The organism is Erythrobacter mangrovi (assembly GCF_013260645.1).
Lineage (GTDB): Bacteria > Pseudomonadota > Alphaproteobacteria > Sphingomonadales > Sphingomonadaceae > Qipengyuania > Qipengyuania mangrovi.
This window is the reverse complement of record NZ_CP053921.1, coordinates 2,469,351-2,483,053: the sequence shown is the minus strand read 5'-3', so window position 1 is coordinate 2,483,053 and position 13,703 is coordinate 2,469,351. Positions and strand designations below refer to the sequence as shown.

The 13,703-nt window shown below is 63.1% G+C and carries 15 protein-coding genes and 1 tRNA gene; 3 read left to right on the top strand and 13 right to left on the bottom strand.

The window, feature by feature from the left end:
- Positions 1–28: 28 nt before the first annotated feature.
- From HQR01_RS12555 to HQR01_RS12500, 12 genes are all read right to left on the bottom strand, one after another.
- Positions 29–1,525: a CoA-acylating methylmalonate-semialdehyde dehydrogenase gene (locus tag HQR01_RS12555; protein ID WP_173215188.1), complete on the bottom strand. Its 1,497-nt coding sequence runs from the start codon at positions 1,523–1,525 to the stop codon at positions 29–31.
- A gap of 87 nt (positions 1,526–1,612) precedes the next feature.
- Positions 1,613–2,926 carry a radical SAM protein gene (locus HQR01_RS12550; protein ID WP_173215187.1) on the bottom strand — a complete coding sequence of 438 codons (1,314 nt, stop codon included), beginning with the start codon at positions 2,924–2,926 and terminating at the stop codon, positions 1,613–1,615.
- Positions 2,927–2,958: 32 nt separating this feature from the next.
- Positions 2,959–3,180, bottom strand: coding sequence for a hypothetical protein (locus tag HQR01_RS12545; RefSeq protein ID WP_173215186.1), 222 nt, complete (start codon positions 3,178–3,180; stop codon positions 2,959–2,961).
- Positions 3,177–3,332 carry a cbb3-type cytochrome oxidase assembly protein CcoS gene (ccoS, locus tag HQR01_RS12540; protein WP_173215185.1) on the bottom strand — a complete coding sequence of 52 codons (156 nt, stop codon included), beginning with the start codon at positions 3,330–3,332 and terminating at the stop codon, positions 3,177–3,179. Before ccoS ends, HQR01_RS12545 begins: the two co-directional genes overlap by 4 nt.
- Positions 3,329–5,452, bottom strand: coding sequence for a heavy metal translocating P-type ATPase (locus tag HQR01_RS12535; RefSeq protein ID WP_267905491.1), 2,124 nt, complete (start codon positions 5,450–5,452; stop codon positions 3,329–3,331). Before HQR01_RS12535 ends, ccoS begins: the two co-directional genes overlap by 4 nt.
- Positions 5,449–5,901, bottom strand: a complete 453-nt coding sequence (locus tag HQR01_RS12530; RefSeq protein ID WP_234030160.1) for a FixH family protein — start codon at positions 5,899–5,901, stop codon at positions 5,449–5,451. The genes HQR01_RS12535 and HQR01_RS12530 overlap by 4 nt, the downstream gene beginning before the upstream one ends.
- Positions 5,898–7,337: a cytochrome c oxidase accessory protein CcoG gene (gene ccoG, locus HQR01_RS12525; RefSeq protein WP_173215184.1), complete on the bottom strand. Its 1,440-nt coding sequence runs from the start codon at positions 7,335–7,337 to the stop codon at positions 5,898–5,900. The genes HQR01_RS12530 and ccoG overlap by 4 nt, the downstream gene beginning before the upstream one ends.
- Positions 7,324–8,235: a cytochrome-c oxidase, cbb3-type subunit III gene (gene ccoP, locus HQR01_RS12520; RefSeq protein WP_173215183.1), complete on the bottom strand. Its 912-nt coding sequence runs from the start codon at positions 8,233–8,235 to the stop codon at positions 7,324–7,326. Before ccoP ends, ccoG begins: the two co-directional genes overlap by 14 nt.
- Positions 8,225–8,389 carry a cbb3-type cytochrome c oxidase subunit 3 gene (locus tag HQR01_RS12515; protein ID WP_173215182.1) on the bottom strand — a complete coding sequence of 55 codons (165 nt, stop codon included), beginning with the start codon at positions 8,387–8,389 and terminating at the stop codon, positions 8,225–8,227. Before HQR01_RS12515 ends, ccoP begins: the two co-directional genes overlap by 11 nt.
- Positions 8,386–9,150: a cytochrome-c oxidase, cbb3-type subunit II gene (ccoO, locus tag HQR01_RS12510; RefSeq protein WP_173215181.1), complete on the bottom strand. Its 765-nt coding sequence runs from the start codon at positions 9,148–9,150 to the stop codon at positions 8,386–8,388. Before ccoO ends, HQR01_RS12515 begins: the two co-directional genes overlap by 4 nt.
- 8 nt (positions 9,151–9,158) lie before the next feature.
- On the bottom strand, positions 9,159–10,823 hold the full coding sequence (gene ccoN / locus HQR01_RS12505; RefSeq protein ID WP_173215180.1) for a cytochrome-c oxidase, cbb3-type subunit I: 1,665 nt from the start codon (positions 10,821–10,823) through the stop codon (positions 9,159–9,161).
- An 80-nt stretch (positions 10,824–10,903) separates the two neighbouring features.
- Positions 10,904–11,605: a helix-turn-helix domain-containing protein gene (locus HQR01_RS12500; protein WP_173215179.1), complete on the bottom strand. Its 702-nt coding sequence runs from the start codon at positions 11,603–11,605 to the stop codon at positions 10,904–10,906.
- Positions 11,606–11,748: 143 nt separating this feature from the next.
- On the opposite strand from HQR01_RS12500, the gene HQR01_RS12495 reads away from it, so the two are divergent.
- The gene (locus tag HQR01_RS12495; protein ID WP_173215178.1) at positions 11,749–12,417 is read left to right on the top strand and encodes an OmpW/AlkL family protein; all 669 of its coding nucleotides are present in this window, start codon (positions 11,749–11,751) and stop codon (positions 12,415–12,417) included.
- A 156-nt stretch (positions 12,418–12,573) separates the two neighbouring features.
- Positions 12,574–12,647: transfer RNA gene (locus HQR01_RS12490), tRNA-Gly, on the top strand.
- Between the two features lie 160 nt (positions 12,648–12,807).
- Here HQR01_RS12490 and HQR01_RS15435 read toward each other — a convergent pair.
- Positions 12,808–13,080, bottom strand: a complete 273-nt coding sequence (locus tag HQR01_RS15435) for a winged helix-turn-helix transcriptional regulator (RefSeq protein WP_199800333.1) — start codon at positions 13,078–13,080, stop codon at positions 12,808–12,810.
- Positions 13,081–13,210: 130 nt separating this feature from the next.
- Here HQR01_RS15435 and HQR01_RS12480 point away from each other — a divergent pair, with 130 nt between their 5' ends.
- Positions 13,211–13,504, top strand: coding sequence for a YciI family protein (locus HQR01_RS12480; protein ID WP_173215176.1), 294 nt, complete (start codon positions 13,211–13,213; stop codon positions 13,502–13,504).
- Positions 13,505–13,703: the final 199 nt, after the last annotated feature.

Sequence of the window (13,703 nt, the reverse complement as noted above, 5' to 3'; positions counted from 1 at the left end):
TTGTGCTGCAACGCTTCCCGGGCCCTTCTTATCCCATGGTCGGGATGACGAAGGCGTTCGAACCGTCGCCGCCGCCGTCGGGCCAGCGCTGGGTGACCTTCTTGGTCTTGGTCCAGAACCTGAGGCCTTCCATGCCGTACTGGTCGATGTCGCCGAAGCCTGAACGCTTCCATCCGCCGAAGGAGTGATAGGAGACGGGCACCGGGATCGGCACGTTGATGCCGACCATGCCGACATTGACGCGACTGGCGAACTCTCGGGCCGCATGGCCGTTGCGGGTGAAGATCGCGACGCCATTGCCGTATTGATGCTGGCTCGGCAGGCGCACCGCGTCCTCGAAGTCCTTGGCGCGCACGATCTGCAGCACGGGGCCGAAGATCTCTTCCTTGTAGCTTTCCATGTCGGTGGTGACGCGATCGAGCAGCGTCGGGCCGATGAAGAAGCCTTTCTCGTATCCTTGCAGGGAAAAGCCGCGACCATCGATCACGACCTCGGCACCTTCCTTCTCGGCGGTATCTATCCAGCCTTCGACGCGGGCCTTGTGTTCGGGCGTGACGACCGGGCCGTAATGCGCGTCCTTGTCGGTCGAGATGCCGATGCGCAGCGCGCGGATCGCCGGAATCAGCTTTTCGCGCAGGCGATCGGCGGTGTCTTCGCCCACGGGTACGACCACCGGCAATGCCATGCAGCGCTCGCCCGCCGAGCCGAACGCGGCACCGGCGAGGTCGTTGACCACCTGATCGAGATCGGCATCGGGCATGACGATGCCATGGTTCTTCGCGCCGCCGAAGGCCTGCACGCGCTTGCCGTTGGCCGAACCGCGACCATAGATGTACTGCGCGATATCGGACGAACCGACGAAGCTGACCGCAGCGATATCGGGGTGGTCGAGGATGGCGTCGACCATCTCCTTGTCGCCATGCACTACCTGCAGCAGGCCTTCGGGTGCACCGGCCTCGAGGAACAGTTCGGCGAGCCGCACCGGCACGCTCGGGTCGCGCTCGGAAGGCTTGAGGATGAAGGCGTTGCCCGCAGCGATCGCCATGCCGAACATCCACATCGGGATCATCGCCGGGAAGTTGAACGGGGTGATGCCCGCACCGATACCGAGCGGCTGGCGCATCGAATAAACGTCGATACCCGGCCCGGCACCTTGCGTGTATTCGCCCTTCAGCGCCTGCGGGATGCCACAGGCGAACTCGATCACTTCGAGCCCGCGCTGGATATCGCCATGCGCATCGTCAACCACCTTACCGTGTTCGCTGGCAAGCAGTTCGGCGAGCGCCTGCTTGTTGGCTTCGACCAGTCGCTTGAATTCGAACATCACACGGGCGCGGCGCTGCGGATTGGTTGCGGCCCATTCGGGCTGAACGATCTTGGCGGCTGCAATGGCCCGCTCGAGCACGGCAGCGTCGCCCAGTGCGACCTCGGCCTGGATTTCACCGGTCGACGGGTTCCAGATCTTGTGGGTGCGCGCTGCGCTACCGCCGGCCCCGCCGACAATGAAGTGGTCGATCTGACGCATGAAGATTCCTCTCTTTCTCGTCGCCGCGCCTAGTCCCGCGAGGGGGACGAAATCAACCGCAATCGGGTGAATGCGGTAGCGATACGCTCAGACGGCGGAAGAGAAGCGTCGCTGCGAATCCTGGCGATAGGGATCGAACTGCGCCGCGATGCTCCTTGCATAGGGCAGGCCATCGGGCGTGATCGCCACGATATCGCCTTCCAACGATGCCAGACCACGTTCGATGAAGGGGGCGAGGCGAGGCGCAAGGGTCGGCAACAGGCGCACCGGGACATGCGCATGCCCCTGGCACAATAGCGACTCGATCACCGTGCCGCGTTCCCGGTCCTCGGCGCTGCGGACAATGCCATGGGCCGCAGTCAGGCGACCCTGCGATACCATCATGCGGTACCGGCCCGAGTTCTTCTCGTTCTGCGCTAGCAGGCCGGGAAAGCCGGAGATGGCCGTGCTGCCCAGCCCGACGAGGTTGGGTGCAGCGTCATCGGTAAAGCCCTGGAAATTGCGGTGCAGTGTCCCGGCCAGTGCCGCCGCCGCGAGCGGGTCGCCGCCGGGCCTCGCGAAATGGTCGAACCCTACCGGTGTATAGCCATGGGTGACGAAATATTCGTATCCCAGTGCCGCCATGGCGAAGCGCTCGTCCTGTCCGGGCAGGGCGGATCCATCGATCACTCGTTGGCGGGGGATCAGGTGCGGAACATGGGCATAGCCAAACAGTGCAACCCGGTTTGCCCCCAGCACGCGCGTGCGCTGGAGGGTGTCGAGCAGGTCATCACGGCTCTGGCCGGGGAGACCGTACATGAGGTCGAAGTTCAGCGAGGTAACGCCGGCGCCGCGCAGCCAGTCGACCGTGCGGACTATCAGATCCTCATGCTGTACCCGGCCAATGGCTTGCTGGCAGTGCTCGGCAAAGGTCTGAACGCCCAGGCTGGCGCGGGTTATCCCGACCGAACCGATCACCGCAGCCCACTCGGCGGACATGGTGCGGGGATCGAGTTCGATCGAGAAAGTGGGATCGGATAGATGGAATTGTAGCGTCAGCTCATCGACCAGCCGCACGAAGTCGACGGGGGCAATGGCATTGGGGCTGCCGCCGCCGAATGAAACCCGGCGAACTCGGCAATTGTTCGGCAGGCGAGCCGCCACCAGTTCAATCTCCATATGGAGCGCATCGAGATAGGATTCGAGCCGCTGGCGACGCCCGGCGTGGCCGGTGTTGCAGCCGCAATAGAAGCAGATCTTCTCGCAGAACGGGATGTGGACGTAGAGCGAGACGTCGCCTTCGATGCCTTCGAGCGCGCGCTCATAGGCATTGGGATCGATCGGGCCGAATTCGGCTGCGGTCGGGAAACTGGTGTAGCGCGGGACCGGAGTCGCGAGCAGGTCAGGATGATAAGGCCACATGCGAGCGTGAATGCGCCGGGTGGCGCCGTCCGTCATTGCGACAGATCAAAGCGTTTCCGGCACGAGCCCGCGTGGCAGCCCTTGGCGCTGCAGGGCGGTGGGAAGGGGGCCTGGTCGTCGATCGGAATCTCGATCGAACGGCTGATGCCGTCGCCCGAGCAAATGAATGCGGTAATGCTGCGCGCCTGCGCGGGAAGGGGGCCCAGCGCGACCGGCAGCAATGCGAACAGGGCGAGCAATGCGTCCCGGTTCATGCCGCCTCGTCATCCTCGTCTTCAATCAGGATGCGCTGCGCCGCGCCATCGAGATCCTCGAACTGCCCGTGTTTCATTGCCCAGAAGAATACCGCCAGGCCGAACACGCCCATGCCGAGCGCGATCGGGATGAGCAGCGTCAGCCCGCTCACCGCGTCGCCCTCGCAAGACGCAGCGAATTGCCGACCACGACCAGCGAGCTCAGCGACATGGCGATGGCGGCGACCATCGGCGTGACCATCCCCGCCAGCGCCAGTGGCACGGCAAGGATGTTGTAGCCGATCGCGAAGACGAAGTTCTGGCGCACGATCCGCATCGTCTCGCGCGCCACGCGGACTGTCAGCGCAACGGGGCCGAGCCTATCGCCGAGGAACACCGCGTCGGCAGCCTGCTGGCTCGCATCGCTGGCGCTGGCCGGGGCGAGCGAGGCGTGCGCGGCGGCAAGGGCAGGGCCATCATTAAGACCGTCTCCCACCATCAGCGGGAGATGGCCCTGGCGCTTCAGCGCTTCGAGAGCAACGAGCTTGTCCGCCGGATTGACCCCACCACGCCCCAGTATGCCCAGCGCCCGCGCGACTGGCGCAACCGACTGGGTGCGATCGCCCGAGAGGATCTGGCTCGAGAGGCCCATGGCGGACAGCGCTGATACGGAATCGTTCGCATCGACCCGAAGGGGATCGGAGAATTGGATGACGTCCCGGCGCTGGCCGATCCGCAGTGTCGTCGCCAGCCCGGCCCCGGCCGCCTCTGCACGTTCCAGGGCCACCTCGGTACCGTTCCACAAGCCAAGCAAGCCGTTGCCGCTTTCCTCATGCACGCCGATGACTTCGGCAGGTACGGTGCCTGCTGCCTGCAGGCTGGCAACCAGACCCTTGCTCAGGGGGTGACGGCTATTTTGCGCAAGACCAAGCGCGATCGATCGAGCCTCTGCGTCAAGACCGTCGATTTCGGCGCGTGGTTCGCCCAGCGTCAGGGTTCCGGTCTTGTCGAACAGCACCGTGTCGACTTCGGCCAATCGTTCGAGCGCGCTGCCGTCCTTGACCAGCACACCCTTCTTTACGAGCGCGCCCGAGGCGACAACCTGCGCAGCAGGCACGGCTAGGCCCATGGCGCAGGGGCAGGTGATGATCAGCACGCTGATCGCGATGATCATTGCGTGGTGCCAACCCGCCCCGGCCAGCATCCAGCCGATGAAGGCGAGGAGAGCCAGCGAATGGACCGCAGGGGCGTAGAGGCGCGAGGCGCGATCGGCAATGCGGACGTAGCGACTGCGCGACTGGCCTGCCTCGTCCATCAGTCGGGCGATTTCGGCGAGCGCCGTGTCGCCCTTGGTCGCGGTGATGCGAATACGCAGCGGCGCCGAGAGATTGACGGCACCGGCGTGCACCGTGTCGCCCACCGCAACCGGCTCAGGCGTGCTCTCGCCCGTCAGCATGGCGTTGTCTATCGCGCCGGCTCCGTCGATCACTTCGCCGTCTGCAGCCAGGGCCTCGCCAGCGGCTACCAGCATCACCATGCCTGGAAACAGCTCATCCGCCGCGATGCGCCGTGTGCTGCCATCTTCCTGCAGTACGGCGGCGCTCTTGCCCATGCGGCCCAGCAGGGCTCCAATCCCCGCGCGGGTGCGGTTGCGCATGGTCGCATCGAGCGCGCGGCCGGCGAGGAGGAAGAACAGCAGCATGACCGCGCCGTCGAAATAGGCGTGTTCGCCGCCCGTCAGCGTCTCGTAAAACGACATCCCGGTAGCCAGCAGCACGCCGATCGAAATCGGCACGTCCATGTTGGTCCGGCCATAGCGCAAGGCCATCGCAGCGCTGGCGAAGAAGGGACGGCCCGAATAGGCGACCACCGGCAGCGCGATCAGCGCCGATAGCCAATGGAACATCTCGCGCGTCACGCCGCCTGCGCCGGACCATACGCTGACCGAAAGCAGCATGATGTTCATCATGCCGAAGCCCGCCACTGCCAATGCGCGCAGCAACAGTTTGGCGTCCTTGTCGTCCGTCGCCAGCGGATTGTCGGCGACGGGCTGGGACTCGAAGCCGAGCCGTTCGAGCGCCTCGACCAATGCTTGGTCGTCGAGCTGCGCGTCGTGTCGTACCGCGACCCGCTTGGCGGAGAAATTCACGCGCGCCGCATCGACGCCCGGCAACTCGCCCAGGCCGCGCTCGATCTTGGCGATGCAGCCTGCGCAGCGCATCCCCGGCACGGTAAAGCGGCTGTCGACCAGCTCGACATCGGTTTCAGGAGCAAGGGCGGTGGCAATGGTCAACCGACCGGCCTTTCGATCCGCAGCCGGTCATCGCCATTGGCTAGCGTCACTCGCACCAGCCAGCGGCCTTCCGGCAGGCGTTCGGTGCTGGCGAAGCCACCGGCGCCATCCGCCACCAGCGTCCAGCTGCGGGCTTTTTCGCGACCCAGCGGGTGACGCAATTCCGCTGTCGCCGTGGTCCCGGCTGGCGTGTTCTGCGTTGAAACTGCCAGTCGGCCATTGCCGTCGCGGGTGACTTGCGCAGTCCAGCCCAGCGCGTTTTCCTTCGCTGCCTCATCCAACCAGTCGTTGAATTCCTGGCTGGCGACGTAGGAATTCTCGACCACGACACCGCCGAAGCTGCCCACTGCCTGGCTGGCCATGAACAGGTTGACTGCCACCACGACGCCGAAGCCGCCGACGAGGATCGCGGTCATGTGCCAGCCGGAAAAGCGCTTGGTCATGGTCATTCCCCTGGCGCCGTGAAGCGCGTGGTGTTGGTATCGCTTTCAGGGCGCTCGCCGCCAGTCGAAAGCACGAAGTCGAAGTCCTGCTGGCTCGTTCCAACCGGAGCCGCAACATAGGCCCTTACGGTTTGCGTTGCATCTGCGGGAACGCGGATGGTGATCGAACGCGCGGCATCTTCGATAGGAATGCTGTCAGTCCAGAAGCGCGCGCCCTCCAGGCCTTCGAGCGTCAGGGTCATGTCGCGCGGGGCCTGTGTCATGTTGCGCAGCTTGAGCGTGTAGCTATTACGCACCGACCCGTCGCTCAGCAGCATGAAGGGCGGGTTGCGGTCGGGCGAGACGCCGAGATCGACGTGGCTGCGGGCGCCGAGCGCGAAAAGAAGCGCGAAACCGATCGAACCCCAGATGCCGAGGTAGACCAGCGTGCGCATGCGCAGCAGTTCCTTCCACGCCGGGCGTGCCTCGCCGCCGGCGGCCTCGCGCTTGGAGCCTTCGAGCGTGGCGTAATCGATCAGGCCGCGCGGGCGGCCGATGTCTTTCATCACCCGGTCGCAGGCATCGATGCACAATGCACAGGTGATGCAGCCGATCTGCGGCCCTTCGCGGATATCGATCCCGGTCGGGCAGACCTGCACGCATTGCATGCAATCGATACAGTCGCCGAACGCGTCCGGGTTCTTCTCCGCCTTCTTCAGGCTGCCGCGCGGTTCGCCGCGCCAGTCCTTGTAGGTCACCAGCAGCGAATGCTCGTCCATCATTGCGGTCTGGATGCGCGGCCAGGGGCACATGTAGATGCAGACCTGTTCACGCATGAAGCCGCCCAGCGTGACCGTGGTCAGCGTCAGCACGGCAACGGTGATATAGGCGATCGGCGCAGCCTCGCCGCGCCAGAAATCATACACCAACGTGGGCGCGTCGGCGAAATACATGATCCACGCGCCGCCGGTCCAGAATCCGATGATCAGGTAGATCGTCCATTTGAAACCCCGGCGCAACACCTTGCCCCAGGTCCAGGGGGCAGCGTCGAGCCGCATGCGCGCGTTGCGATCGCCATCGACGAAGCGATCGACATGCTGGAACAAGTCGGTCCACACGGTCTGCGGGCAGGCATAGCCGCACCAGGCGCGACCGACGGCGCTGGTCACCAGGAACAGGCCGATCCCCGCCATGATCAGCAAGCCGGCGACGAAATAGAATTCCTGCGGCCAGATCTCGATGCCGAACATGTAGAAACGGCGGTTGGCCAGATCGACCAGTACCGCCTGGTCGGGGGCGTAGGGTCCACGATCCCAGCGGATCCACGGCGTGCCGTAATAGATCGTCAGCGTCACCGCCATGACGAACCATTTGAACCGGCGGAAGGGGCCGTCGATCCGCTTGTTATGGACCTGCTTGCGCGGCTCGTAGAGCTGCGCGGGTTGCGGGCTACTCTTGGCCATCGGCTTCGGCGACCGGCGGAGCAGCCGGTTCCTCAACGAAGTCTTCGCCTCCCCCGAGCGAATGGACATAGACGGTCAACATCTTGACGGTGACCGGGTCGAGCCGCTCGCCCCACGCGGGCATGGCGCCCATCTTCGGATTGAGCACCTGGTTGCGGATCGCCTCCGCGCTGCTGCCACGCAGCCAGATGGCATCGTTCAGGCGTGGGGCGCCGAGTTCGCGATTCCCTTCGCCGTTGGCGCCATGACACACGGCGCAGTTATCCGTGTAGGTTACTGCTCCAGCCGCATTGGGCTTCTCAAGCTTGCTCAGCGAGCGGACATGCGAGACCAGCGCCGATAGCGTCGCGCTGTCGAACATGCCCTCGAAGGCGGGCATGGCGCTCTGGCGCATATCTGCGCCGGGCTGGCGGATGCCGTGCGTGATCGTGTATTCGATCTGCGACATGTTGCCGCCCCACAGCCAGTCATCGTCGTTGAGGTTGGGATAGCCGAGCTGCTGGTTCCCGCCTGCGCCAGAGCCGTGGCACTGGACGCAGTTGACCTTGAACGCCGCCGCGCCGCCGGCGCGGGCCTGCTGCAGCAGCTCGTCGTTGCCCGAGAGCTTGCTCAGGTCGGTCACGGCGATCTTCTCCGCGACGGTCTGCCGCGCCGCATCGGCCGCCGAAAGCTCCTCGGCCAGCTGCCCGCGGCTGGTCCAGCCCAGCATCCCCTCGGTCCCCTTGGAGATCATTGGCCAGGCCGGGTAGGCAACCGTGTAGGCCAGGCCCCAAGCGACGGTGAAATAGAAGGTCCACAGCCACCAGCGCGGCAGCGGGGTGTTGAGCTCTTCGATCCCGTCCCACTCGTGGCCAACGGTTTCGGTGCCGGTCGGTTCGTCGACGCGCTTATTCGCCATCGTCTTGTCCTTCGAAAATCATGTTGGCGGCCTTGTGGTTGTCGGCGCGCGCACCCGGGCGGAAGGGCCACAGGCACAGCACGACGAACACCAAGACCATGATCGCCAGCCCGTAGCTGTCGGCGAAGTGGCGCAGGGTGTCGTAGGTGCTCACCGACCCTTCTCCTCGGCCAGTTCCTCCTGCGCGGCAGCACTGTTCACGTCGACCAGCGTGCCGAGCATCTGCAGGTAGGCGACCAGCGCATCCATCTCGGTCAGGCGGGCGGGATTGCCGTCATAGTCGCGGATCTGCGCCTTGGGGTAACGCTGTTCCAGATCACCCGCGTCGAGATCCGGATTGCCTTGCGCGGCAAGGTCTGCCTTGGCCTTGGCGATATCCGTGTCGCTGTAAGGCACGCCAACGCGGCGCAGCGCCGTGAGATTCGCCCCGACGTCGGTGACCTGCAGGTCGGTTTCCTTGAGGAAGCCATATTGCGGCATCACGCTTTCGGGCACCACGTCCTGCGGGTTGGTCAGGTGCTGGACGTGCCATTCGTCCGAATAGCGCCCGCCGACGCGCGCCAGGTCGGGCCCGGTGCGCTTGGAACCCCACTGGAACGGGTGGTCGTACATGCTCTCGGCCGCGAGGCTGTAGTGGCCGTAGCGTTCGACCTCGTCCTTGAACGGACGGATCATCTGGCTGTGGCAGGTGTAACAACCCTCGCGGATGTAGATGTCGCGACCGGCCAGTTCGAGTGGGGTGTACGGGCGCATCCCCTCGACCTTCTCGATCGTGTTGTCGATCCAGAACAGCGGGGCGATTTCCACGATGCCGCCGATGGTGACGGTGAGGAAGGTCGCCACTGCCATCAGCGTGACGTTGCGTTCGAGCCGGGCGTGGCCCTTCACGGGTTCGTTGGAGACTGTATCGGTCATGGTCTCTCTCACTCTGCCGGCACGGCGGCGGGGGGAAGGGGACGGTCGGCGCTCTCATCGTAGGGCGTCTCGGTCATCGGAGCCTCGCTGCGGAGGTGACCGGCGAGCGTCTGCCACACGTTGAAGAGCATGATCACGAAGCCCGAGAGGTAGAGCAGGCCGCCGAAGGCGCGCATGATGTACATCGGGTGGAGCGCGGCGACGGTGTCGGCGAAGCTGTTCACCAGGTAGCCGTCGGCGCCGTATTCACGCCACATCAGGCCCTGGGTGATGCCTGCCACCCACATGCTGGCGGCGTAGAACACGATCCCCAGCGTCGCGAGCCAGAAGTGCCAGTTGATCATGCGCAGCGAATACATCCGCTCACGCTTCCACAGGCGGGGCACGAGATAATAGACGCAGGCGAAGGTGATCATGCCGTTCCAACCCAGCGCGCCGGAATGGACGTGGCCGATGGTCCAGTCGGTATAATGCGACAGGCTGTTCACCGCCTTGATCGACATCATCGGGCCTTCGAAGGTGCTCATGCCGTAGAAGGCCAGCGCCATCACCATCATGCGGATGATCGGGTCGGTGCGGACCTTGTCCCAGGCACCGTTCAGCGTCATCAGCCCGTTGATCATGCCACCCCAGCTAGGCATCCACAGCATGATCGAGAACACCATGCCCAGCGTCTGCGCCCAGTCGGGCAGTGCGGTGTAGTGCAGGTGGTGCGGACCCGCCCAGATGTAGAGGAAGATCAGCGACCAGAAGTGGATGATCGACAGGCGATAGGAATAGACCGGACGTTCGGCCTGCTTCGGCACGAAGTAGTACATCATCGCAAGGAAGCCGGCGGTGAGGAAGAAGCCGACCGCGTTATGGCCGTACCACCACTGCGTCAGCGCATCCTGCACGCCCGAGAAGACCTGGTAGCTGCGCGAACCCAGGAAGCTGACCGGAACCGCCAAATTGTTGACCACGTGCAGCATCGCCACGGTGACGATGAAGGCGAGGTAGAACCAGTTCGCCACATAGATATGCGGCTCCTTGCGCTTGACGATCGTGCCGACGAACACCGCGAGGTAGGCGACCCAGACGATGGTCAGCCACAGGTCGACGTACCATTCGGGCTCGGCATATTCCTTCGACTGGGTAATGCCGAGCAGGTAGCCGGTGGCGGCCAGCACGATGAACAGCTGATAGCCCCAGAACACGAAGCGGGCGAGGCCGGGGAAGGCGAGCCGCGCGCGACAGGTGCGCTGCACGACATAGAAACTGGTTGCCAGCAGTGCGTTGCCACCGAAGGCAAAGATCACCGCACTGGTGTGTAGCGGGCGCAGGCGGCCAAAGTTGAAGTACGGCTCGAAATTGAGGACGGGGAAGGCCAGCTGCAAGGCAATGTAGAGTCCAGCGGCAAAGCCCGCAGTACCCCAGAACAGCGTCGCGATCGTACCCCAGCGGATGACGTCATCGTCATAACGCGACTCGCCCGCGGGTCCCGCCAGTGCGGGAACCAGGGCGGAGGGATCGAACCGGTTGGCTGACACCCAGATCATCACGAAGGCGACAATCGCCACGATGGTCGCATGCGCGGCGAAGCCCGCATCGTGCGCCGCGACCGAGGCAGCAAGGGCCAGCAGCATTATGCCGAACCACAGGCCGACCCTTCCCAAGGCAGTTTCCGCTTGCATGTGTATCTCCGTCCGTTTGGGTCCGCCTAGTCGCCCCCCAGTGGAGCGACATTGATCCAGCGCAAATTAAACAAAAACCTTCAGGAGGCCCCCGAAAGGAAGCCTGCACCTTCGGTCAGGGTAGTCAAGTCGAGGATCTTGATCTGGGAGCGGCCGACCGTTTCGATCACACCGCTTTCGCGCAGTTTCGTCAGCTGACGGCTGACCGTCTCGATGGTGATGCCAAGACTATCGGCAATGTCGCGGCGTGACATCGGCAGCGGCAATATGATCGCTTTTCCGTCTATCTTCCCGGTTCGCCCAGCCATGTCGACAAGGAAGCTGGCAACCCGTTCGGGCGCAGTCTTGCGGCCCAGGGCGATCGCCTTCTCGCGACACCGCGCCAGCGAAGCTCGCATCGCGTCGAGGAGCGACACGAGGATTTCTCTCTGTTCCCCTGCCAGCTCGACTACTTTGTCGAACGGCATGGCGACAATGTCCGTCTCCCGCAGGGCCACCAGCTGATAAGAATGCCTCGCCCGCGCAGGCACGCAAACCAGATCGCCCTCGAAATGAAAGGCGATCACCTGCTCACGGTCCTGCGAAGCGCGCGCGACCAGCTTGGTCGATCCGCTCCCGAGGAAAACAAGCTGGTCGCAACTCTCGTCGAGCCGAGCCTGTTCGTCCCGCTTGAGCGACACAACCCTCGATGCCGCAGCGAATTGCAGGCGCGACGCATCGCAGATTTCACCGGACGCAAGGCGTGCGGCGAATCGATCTAGGATTTGCGTCTGCTTCAGCATGTCGCTGCAATGCGTCACCGGCGGGGAGTGATCATTGACCTGTATCAATGAAGCTGCCGCTCGAATCGCCAATTAGGGCGCCAAGCGTTGCAAACATCCTGGGTCGCGTGGGGCGGCCGCTGCAGCGCGAGGACAAAAGACCCATGACCAAGAAATTCGCAGCCGCGCTCGTCGGCCTCGCATGCCTCGCCACACCTGCCGCTGCTGCGGCCGAAGAAGGCAAAGTGCAAATCAAGCTTCTCGGCACTGCGGTGCTGCCGGACGGCAAGATCACGGAATACAGGACGGATATCGTCCCTCTGCCTGCCAATACGCAGACGGAGGCCAACGACAACGTCATCCCGACCGTCGCGATCGAGTACTTCTTCACCGACAATTTCTCGGTCGAAACGATCTGCTGCGTAACCCAGCATGACGTCGATGCCGTTTCCGGCCTGCCCGGCGCCGAACTCGTCTCGGACGCCCGGGTGATCCCCGCGACCTTCACGGCGAAGTACCACCTGCCCGTGGGCGGCGTGAAACCCTACGTCGGGGCTGGCGTCACCTACTTCCTGTGGATCAATGATGAGCCTGGCGCCGCGACGATTCCGCTGGGCGTGACCGACACCGATTTCTCGAACGAGTTCGGCGTGGTCCTGCAGGCCGGGCTCGACATCCCGGTGGGCGACAGCGGCTTCGGGATCAGCTTCGACGCCAAGAAGTACTTCGTCGACACCACCTCGCGCTGGTACGCGGGCGATACGCTTGCGATCGAGACCGTGCACAAGCTCGATCCCTGGGTGCTCAGCGCAGGCGTTGCCTACCGCTTCTGAGTTTTCCGGCTAATGACAAGGGTAGCGCATCCGGGCCCGTACCCGGATGCGCTACCGTATTGTCAGGCGCTCTTCGGAAATCTACCGGGTGCCTGAATTGGTGTGTTGACCGGGCGCCATCTGGCGTGGCAAGCGGCGCTTCCTGACGCCAGCGGCGCGGGTGTAGCTCAATGGTAGAGCAGCAGCTTCCCAAGCTGACGACGAGGGTTCGATTCCCTTCACCCGCTCCAGCGCTCCCTGTAATTTCTATTCCGCTGCCACTTATTGCGTGGGGTAGGATCTTAATCTGGTAAGCTTGTCGCGTGGAATGAATTGTTCTTGATTTAGCCAATCACGAATGGTTTGGACAATCAGCGAACCTAGCTGACAGATTTCTCGGCACTAACTCTTTCAAGTACTAAGTGCTTCAGCCCAAGATTTTGACCAATCTCGTAGGGGGTCGAGATCTTGCATCAACCGTTGTCCCAGGGGTGCCAAAACATACCCCTCGGCCGCAGGTGCGATCAGCAAACTTACCCGTAACTCCTTCAGTCGACGGTTCAATACCGAAGGTGAAACGCCGTCGCAGGCGCTTTGCAGTGCGCGAAAGCTTAAGGGCCCCGCCTTCAACTCCCATAAAATACGCATGGTCCAGCGCCGTCCAAGAAGATCAAATGTAGCCATAAGGGGCTGCCCGGATGTTGATCCTCGGCTGGCACGACCTGGAAGAGGGGTTGTCATGGCGCTTCTCTTTTGGTAGCAAGCCTGCTTCTGATACAGAAGTATTTCCTATAAGATTGAATAAAGGTCGTATATGTTCCTAATAGACGTTGAATTTACTGAAGCTGATCTAATCACTCAGACCCTGACGGCTCAACATAGGGAATATTTGGCAGACGAATATAAAAAGGGCAACTTAATGTTTGGCGGACGTAAATCGCCCCGAACTGGAGGAATCTTGCTGTCGCAACATAAAACACGATTGGAAGTGGAAGCCCTTTTGCAGAATGATCCGTTTGTCCAGGCTGGCGCGGCTTGCTATTCCATTACGGAGTTTGAGCCTGTGATGGCTGCGGATGCCTACAGTGATATCCTGCCCACCATGTGAGATCCACCTTGAATCTCGACGAAAACATCGGTCCGTAGGGCTCACTTCTCTCTCAACCTAGCTTGTTTGATTCCTGGCTAGTCAGTTGTGGAAGGTGAAATGCCCGCAAGGCTGGGCTGGGTTCAGCCATACTGTCATATGCAGGAGCTTGTTCGTCGCCATCGTTACCCAGAGATTACGGATCGTTCTTCCATGAAAG

Bases quoted from the DNA above. Each gene is read 5' to 3' on its own strand.
- ccoN (WP_173215180.1), bottom strand. From the start codon at position 10,823: ATGCAAGCGGAAACTGCCTTGGGAAGGGTCGGCCTGTGGTTCGGCATA.
- HQR01_RS15435 (WP_199800333.1), bottom strand. From the start codon at position 13,080: ATGGCTACATTTGATCTTCTTGGACGGCGCTGGACCATGCGTATTTTA.
- HQR01_RS12555 (WP_173215188.1), bottom strand. From the start codon at position 1,525: ATGCGTCAGATCGACCACTTCATTGTCGGCGGGGCCGGCGGTAGCGCA.
- ccoO (WP_173215181.1), bottom strand. From the start codon at position 9,150: ATGACCGATACAGTCTCCAACGAACCCGTGAAGGGCCACGCCCGGCTC.
- HQR01_RS12480 (WP_173215176.1), top strand. From the start codon at position 13,211: ATGTTCCTAATAGACGTTGAATTTACTGAAGCTGATCTAATCACTCAG.
- HQR01_RS12495 (WP_173215178.1), top strand. From the start codon at position 11,749: ATGACCAAGAAATTCGCAGCCGCGCTCGTCGGCCTCGCATGCCTCGCC.
- ccoG (WP_173215184.1), bottom strand. From the start codon at position 7,337: ATGGCCAAGAGTAGCCCGCAACCCGCGCAGCTCTACGAGCCGCGCAAG.
- HQR01_RS12500 (WP_173215179.1), bottom strand. From the start codon at position 11,605: ATGCTGAAGCAGACGCAAATCCTAGATCGATTCGCCGCACGCCTTGCG.
- HQR01_RS12530 (WP_234030160.1), bottom strand. From the start codon at position 5,901: ATGACCATGACCAAGCGCTTTTCCGGCTGGCACATGACCGCGATCCTC.
- HQR01_RS12550 (WP_173215187.1), bottom strand. From the start codon at position 2,926: ATGTGGCCTTATCATCCTGACCTGCTCGCGACTCCGGTCCCGCGCTAC.
- HQR01_RS12545 (WP_173215186.1), bottom strand. From the start codon at position 3,180: ATGAACCGGGACGCATTGCTCGCCCTGTTCGCATTGCTGCCGGTCGCG.
- ccoP (WP_173215183.1), bottom strand. From the start codon at position 8,235: ATGGCGAATAAGCGCGTCGACGAACCGACCGGCACCGAAACCGTTGGC.